The sequence below is a fragment of the Pelatocladus sp. genome, from assembly GCF_059505505.1.
Genome location: NZ_JCACKS010000132.1, coordinates 1 through 6,262 on the forward strand (window position 1 = coordinate 1; position 6,262 = coordinate 6,262).

The 6,262-nt window shown below is 42.0% G+C and carries 5 protein-coding genes; 4 read left to right on the forward strand and 1 reads right to left on the reverse strand.

Annotation, left to right across the window (positions count from 1 at the left end):
• The first annotated feature begins 152 nt into the window (after positions 1 to 152).
• Both AC5JMK_RS11670 and urtA read left to right on the forward strand, forming a co-directional pair.
• On the forward strand, positions 153 to 1,271 hold the full coding sequence (locus AC5JMK_RS11670) for a WD40 repeat domain-containing protein (RefSeq protein WP_495910140.1): 1,119 nt from the start codon (positions 153 to 155) through the stop codon (positions 1,269 to 1,271).
• 449 nt (positions 1,272 to 1,720) lie between these two features.
• Positions 1,721 to 3,040, forward strand: coding sequence for an urea ABC transporter substrate-binding protein (gene urtA / locus AC5JMK_RS11675; RefSeq protein ID WP_096678640.1), 1,320 nt, complete (start codon positions 1,721 to 1,723; stop codon positions 3,038 to 3,040).
• A gap of 191 nt (positions 3,041 to 3,231) precedes the next feature.
• On the opposite strand, the gene AC5JMK_RS11680 is transcribed toward urtA, so the two are convergent.
• Positions 3,232 to 3,735 (reverse strand): hypothetical protein, encoded by a 504-nt coding sequence (locus tag AC5JMK_RS11680; RefSeq protein WP_495910141.1) that lies wholly within the window; start codon positions 3,733 to 3,735, stop codon positions 3,232 to 3,234.
• A gap of 101 nt (positions 3,736 to 3,836) precedes the next feature.
• Between AC5JMK_RS11680 and AC5JMK_RS11685 the strand changes: the two genes are divergently transcribed.
• Together AC5JMK_RS11685 and AC5JMK_RS11690 are read left to right on the forward strand one after the other, a co-directional pair.
• A complete protein-coding gene (locus AC5JMK_RS11685) occupies positions 3,837 to 4,067 on the forward strand; it encodes a hypothetical protein (RefSeq protein ID WP_495910142.1) in 231 nt (76 codons plus the stop codon).
• A 73-nt stretch (positions 4,068 to 4,140) separates the two neighbouring features.
• Positions 4,141 to 6,262 (forward strand): HEAT repeat domain-containing protein (locus tag AC5JMK_RS11690; protein ID WP_495910143.1); only part of this gene is annotated, 2,122 nt, incomplete at its 3' end.

Consider the following 6,262-nt stretch of genomic DNA (forward strand, 5'->3'; position numbering starts at 1 on the left):
CCACCCTGCCGATCCTTGTTCTACCAGTTCATAAATTTGGCGAAGGTATTGTTAATATCTTAATAATTAGATATTCCAGCTCAAGTATTTGCTTTGGCTTGGAAATCAGCGTTTAAAAACATACTTTTTTCACATTTCTTAAGAAAATAACCATGTTTTCACTCTCACATGTATCTAATGTATTTTCTGCCTTACCCAAAACACCTGCCTCTAGCTTGGAATATGAACTTGAAAAGGTAGCTGGGAGTTCTGATGCTTCTGCTCTATTGCCATCTCTGCAACAAAATTCTCATTATGTGGAAGCACCAACACTGACAGATACTAGCGCTGTATTCCAAAGTACTTCATTACCAAAATCTAAAAAATTCAGGTGTATACATACTTTTGCATGTAAGTCACAAGCTATTGCTCTTAGCCCAGATGGCAAAATGCTTGCAAGCGGTAGTTCGTTTATTAAACTATGGAATCTAGAAACAGGACGAATAGTTTGCACCTTAAAAGGAAATACAGGCATCCTCAAATCTATTGCTTTCAGCCCTGATTGTAAAACACTTGCTAGTTGTGGTCTAAGTCAGACTATCGAATTATGGGATTTAGAAACAGGAAAGATCATTCAGCAATTCACTGGAAAATCCTACGGTGTTAATTCTATTACCTTTAGTCCAGATGGACAGATTCTTGCCAGTGGCGATCGCGGTAGATCTGTTCAACTATGGAATCTCACAACAGGAAAAGCAGTTCGCACCTCCTGTGGACATCTCCCAGTCATGGAACATGGAGACTGGGTTAATTCTGTAACTATCAGCCCCCTTTTCCCTTGCCAAGAGGAATTAGGAGGAATTTTAGCCAGTGGTAGTCACGACAAAACTATCAAACTATGGAGTCTCAATACCAAACAAGCAATTGCTACTCTCAAAGGACATTTATCTCTGGTTTATGCGGTAGCATTTAGCCGAAATGGACAAATTCTTGCAAGCGGTAGTGCCGACAAAACTATTAAACTGTGGGATCTAAAAACAAAAGAGGAAATTTGTACTCTTGCTGGACATGGAGATGAAGTTTATTCTCTAGCATTTAGCCGAGATGGACAGATTCTTGCAAGCGGTAGTGCCGACAAAACTATTAAACTGTGGGATCTAAAAACAAAAGAGGAAATTTGTACTCTTGCTGGACATGGAGATGAAGTTTATTCTCTAGCATTTAGCCGAAATGGACAGATTCTTGCCAGTAGTAGTGCTGACGGAACTCTCAGGATTTGGCTGTGCGAATAGGCTTTTTGCAAAGGGAGTATCTAAGTACAGGACAAAAAAAGTTTAAATGAGTCGAGAAAAGGGTTTCATGTAAATTTTGGGATGCTCCCCTTGCATGTTTGTAACCAACATTACAATGTTCTCCATAGATCAAAAGATCAAAAATCAAACAATTTTTGTGATCTTTGTGATCAACGTGAATTTGAAGAGTACGTAGTCGTATAGCGGCTTCTGGGAATGCGATCGCTCATCAAAAATACACTTAGATCCCCGACAACTTTTGCGAAGTCGGGGATCTTTGTCTTTTAAGGTAACGCTGACTAGATTTATGATGCGATCGCGTTGCACAACTACTTATTATTAACCTTTGATAACAAACAGTATCAAAATAGACTGTTTCCTAGTTAAATGTAACACTAACATGCTTGCAAAAGTTTTTAGCTAATTCATTTGAGCAAAACAATTTAGATATGAAACTTAATCGGCGTAAATTTTTGGTCTATGGTTCCGCATCTTTTGGAGGAACTTTTTTCTTAAAGGCTTGTGCCAACAATTCTTCTACAAATACCGCAGAAAATCCAGCCCCAGTAGCATCTGATGCGGCTTCTCCTGTCAGTGCTGCGAGTAATGGAAACACCATTAAAGTGGGAATTTTGCACTCTCTTAGCGGTACAATGTCTATCAGCGAAAAAAGCGTTGTAGATGCCGAAAAATTAGCAATTAAAGAAATCAACGCTGCTGGCGGTGTCTTAGGTAAGCAAATTGAACCCATTGTCGAAGATGGTGCTTCTAACTGGGATACTTTTAGAGAAAAAGCCACCAAACTAATTGATCAAGATAAAGTTGCTGTAGTTTTTGGTTGCTGGACTTCTGCTAGCCGTAAAAATGTTAAGCCGGTATTTGAAAGCAAAAATCATATGCTTTGGTATCCGGTGCAGTATGAAGGTCAAGAATGTTCTAATAACATTTTCTACACTGGCGCGGCTCCAAATCAACAAATTGAACCTGCTGTTGATTGGCTACTCAAAAATAAAGGCAAAGAATTCTTTTTAGTAGGTTCCGACTACGTTTTTCCCCGGACAGCTAACACAATTATTAAAGCGCAATTGCAAGCAAAGAGCGGTAAAACAGTCGGCGAAGATTACTTACCACTCGGTAACACAGAAGTTACGCCGATTATCACTAAAATTAAACAAACATTGCCCAACGGAGGCGTAATTTTCAATACCCTAAATGGTGATAGCAACGTTGCATTCTTCAAACAATTACAAGGTGCTGGATTGACACCAGATAAATATCCCACCATGTCTGTAAGTATTGCTGAAGAAGAAGTCAAAGCCATCGGTGTTGATTATCTTAAAGGACACTACGCCGCTTGGAATTATTTCATGACAGTTGATACTCCCGAAAATAAGAAATTTGTCGAAGCTTTTAAAAAAGAATATGGTAGCGATCGCGTCACAAATGACCCAATGGAAGCAGCATATATCGGAGTTTATTTGTGGAAACAAGCAGTAGAAAAAGCCAATTCTACCGACATCGCCAAAGTCCGCACCGCAGCCTATGGACAAACTCTGAATGCACCTGAAGGGAAAGTCACAATGGAAGCCAATCATCACATATCCAAAATTGTGCGAATTGGTGAAGTCAGAGATGATGGTTTGTTTGAAATTGTCTATGCGACTCCCGCACCAGTTGATCCAGTTCCTTGGAATCAATTTGTGAAAGAAACCAAGGGATTTGCTTGTGATTGGTCAGACCCAAATAAAGGTGGTAAATACAAAGCTTAATAGTTAACAGTTATCAGTGAAAAATCAAACTGATAGCTGATATAAATCTTATGTAGGGTGTGTTGTCGCGCAGCGCAACGCACCATCCGGTGGTTTTCGGTGCGTTAGGACGTTCCGTCCATAACGCACCCTACCAAATTCTGCGATTTGAATCGCAGGCGAGTTTTTAAACTTGTGCTTTTTTGGAAATTCTATTTCCATATTCTCGGAGCAACAGCAGCCATAAACACGAGAAAGATAATTTCTAACACATAGCTGATAAAAACGCTGCGATTCAACAAACCATCCCAGAGATAACCTTTACGTTTCGGGGTGGGGGTGCGCTTGAAAGCATGAGTCCAACTGCTGTAGATCGCAGGACTATTTAAACCATACTTTTGAGTCAGAATAGATTCAATTTTTTCTGCACGCGGATAGAAACCACGCTGAAAGTGTTTCCATTGACTTTCCAAAATCCAGAAAAATATGGGAATCGCACAACCGATCAAAGCAATGCTACTAGCATTTGGTTTTTGCTGTAACATCAACGCTAAAATAGCCCCAGTACCAGTAATTCCCAGCGCTTTGATTACCCAAATCTGCTTGTTATAGTCTTCGATAGTATTTTGCAGAAAAAAGTATTCCTGTTTCAGCAAGTCTAATTCAAAATCGTTGAGGGATTTAGGCTGAGGTTCGGCCGGGGTTGGGTTAGACATTGATCAGGGCAGAGATTCAGTGAGATTTAGATTGAGACTAATATATAAAGATAGGATATTGTTTGGTAAAATTTCGTACTTTATCTTATAATATGCGACTTTTGAGACAAAAGACTACACACAAATCTAGGTTGAGTGCTTCGCGCAGCCTGGAGCAGGTTCAGGGTTCCTTGCAGCAGCTTCAGGGTAGACGTTTGCGTGTTCCACGCAGCCTGGAGCAGGTTCAGGGTTCCTTGCAGCAATTTCAGGGTAGACGTTTGCGTGTTCCACGCAGCCTGGAGCAATTTCCGGGTTCCTTGCAGCAATTTCTGCCAAACAGCTTACTGAAGTAAACTTTAGCTATGAGACTGCGATCGCGATCATAGGCGGATCTGAACTCCCAAGCAACCAACTGTTCCACACAGCATGATCAACTGGACTGGCTATTTAGAATCACTCTGCGACGATGATAAATACGTCCACTGGCAGCAACATTATACGGTGACGGATGTGGCGGGACGGCAGCGAGTTGATCAGAAAGCATCATCTTGGCAATTTGACTTGATGGTGCAGACGGTGCAATCTGAAAAAGAAGAATCCAGGGAAGGGCGAGAGAAAACTGAGCGCTTGGGTGTATTAGAGGGATTAAATAAGTATCAAGACAAACATGTATTACTAGTAGGGCGTCCTGGTTCGGGGAAATCGACGGCGTTAGCCCGGTTGTTGCTGGAAGAGGCAAAGCGGGCGCGAAAGGAGCAGCAAGTCAAAATTCCGGTGTTGGTAGAACTGCGCTATTACAAAAAATCAGTGCTGGATTTGATACAAACATTTATCCAACGACATGATCCCAATTTAGATGTAGATGATGACAAACTTAAAAATTGCTTACGTCAAGGTTGCTTAATGCTGTTGGTTGATGGCGTGAACGAATTACCGTCAGAAGAGGCACGACGGGATTTGCTGAAGTTTCGGCTAGACTACCAGAAAACCACACCAATGATTTTCACCACACGAGATTTAGGTGTAGGGGGTGATTTAAATATTACCAAAAAGCTGGAAATGCAGCCCTTGACAGAAGCGCAGATGCAGCAGTTTGTCAAAAAATATCTGCCAGCACAGGGTGAGCAGATGTTACGACAGTTGGGTAATCGATTGCGGGAATTTGGGGAAACACCACTACTATTGATGATGCTGTGTTCTCTGTTTCACCAGACGCACAATATACCGCCAAATCTGGGGATGGTGTTTCGCCAATTTACTCAATTTTGCGAGAATCAGCGCTTAGAGGGTGTGCTAGTTACGGATAATTCGCGGCGGTGGTGGCAACGAATGTTGCAACATTTAGCGTTGCGAATGACTCAAGGCAAAGAAAAGACAGAGTTGCAAGTTGCCATATCCAGGGAAGAAGCAGAGGAGATACTGACAGCGTTTCTGCAACAGGAGCAATTTGATAAACCACGCGACAGGGCGATATCCTGGCTAAATGATTTACTTAAATATCATCTCATTCAACTGGCAGCAGGAGACAAAATTGAGTTTCGCCACCAACTCATACAGGAATATTACACCGCCGAGAGCCTACTAAAACAGTTACCAGATTTGCTGAAGAACGAAGACAGACTGATACGAAAATATTTAAATTACCTCAAATGGACGGAACCTCTAGTATTGATGTTGGAGTTGGTGGAGGATGAAAAGCAAGCACTGCGAATTGTGGAGTTAGCCTTAGAAGTAGATTTGCGGCTAGGGGCAAGGTTGGCAGGTGCAGTAAAATCAGAATTTCAAGCGCAAACTGTTGGATTTATTGCCAAATTAGAAATTCCCACAATAGTTAAGATTCAGCTTTTGGAAATCACCCGTTCTGATAAAGCCATTCCTCACATACAGCCAGCCTTGAACGATGAAGATTCTGATGTGCGTAGTCGGGCTGCTTATGCGTTAGGAAAAATCGGCGGTGCAGAGGCAGTTGAGGTTTTGAAACTTGCCTTGAACCATGAAGATTCTGATGTGCGTAGTCGGGCTGCTTATGCGTTAGGAAAAATCGGCGGTGCAGAGGCAGTTGAGGTTTTGAAACTTGCCTTGAACCATGAAGATTCTGATGTGTGTAGTAGTGCTGCTTATGCGTTAGGAAAAATCGGCTCATCAGAGGCAGTTGAGGTTTTGAAACTTGCCTTGAACCATGAATATTCTGATGTACGTTGGAGTGCTGCTGATGCGTTAGGAAAAATCGGCTCATCAGAGGCAGTTGAGGTTTTGAAACTTGCCTTGAACCATGAAGATTCTCTTGTGCGTTGGAGGGCTGCTGATGCGTTAGGAAAAATCGGCTCATCAGAGGCAGTTGAGGTTTTGAAACTTGCCTTGAACCATGAAGATTCTCTTGTGCGTTGGAGGGCTGCTGATGCGTTAGGAAAAATCGGCTCATCAGAGGCAGTTGAGGTTTTGAAACTTGCCTTGAACCATGAAGATTCTCTTGTGCGTTGGAGGGCTGCTGATGCGTTAGGAAAAATCGGCTCATCAGAGGCAGTTGAGGTTTTGAAACTTGCCTTGA

Coding starts and splice junctions, on each gene's coding strand:
- AC5JMK_RS11670 (WP_495910140.1), top strand. CDS start 153: ATGTTTTCACTCTCACATGTATCTAATGTATTTTCTGCCTTACCCAAA.
- AC5JMK_RS11680 (WP_495910141.1), bottom strand. CDS start 3,735: ATGTCTAACCCAACCCCGGCCGAACCTCAGCCTAAATCCCTCAACGAT.
- urtA (WP_096678640.1), top strand. CDS start 1,721: ATGAAACTTAATCGGCGTAAATTTTTGGTCTATGGTTCCGCATCTTTT.